General features: G+C 38.9%; 1 protein-coding gene. It reads left to right on the top strand.

Going from position 1 to position 414, the window contains the following annotated elements:
- On the top strand, positions 1–414 hold a 414-nt coding region (locus J7R13_RS09140; RefSeq protein WP_208438335.1), incomplete at both ends, for a hypothetical protein.

Here is a 414-nt window from a genome sequence, read left to right as displayed (position 1 = left end):
ACTTCAAGGGGTTAAAAAAGTTAAGGGAGCATTAGTAGAAAATTTAAGCCAAGCGGTTCATGTGCATATAGATACGGATATTGTTTCGCATAAACCAATTTTGATTCATGATCTGAGTGTTACGGCTCAGGGTTTTTCTTCTTGGTTACAAGGGACAATGGAGGGTTTTGTTTTTAAAGGCGATCTCGGTTTAAAAGCTCAAACACTAACTCCTTTGGAAGTGTTCAGTAAACAATCACTTTCTGGTAGTGCCGCTATTAAAGCTAAAGGCACGATCAATTTATTGAGTGGCATGTTTGATCTCCACTTATCCCGCATGGCTGACGATATGAAAATATGCGTGCAGCCTTTTGATAGTTTATTCAAAGAAAACCTCACTCATTCAGAAGGTGCTACTCGAAATACGAAGGGTTT

Source organism: Bartonella taylorii 8TBB, from assembly GCF_902825155.1.
Lineage (GTDB): Bacteria > Pseudomonadota > Alphaproteobacteria > Rhizobiales > Rhizobiaceae > Bartonella > Bartonella taylorii_A.
This window is presented reverse-complemented; position numbering and strand designations above follow the sequence as displayed.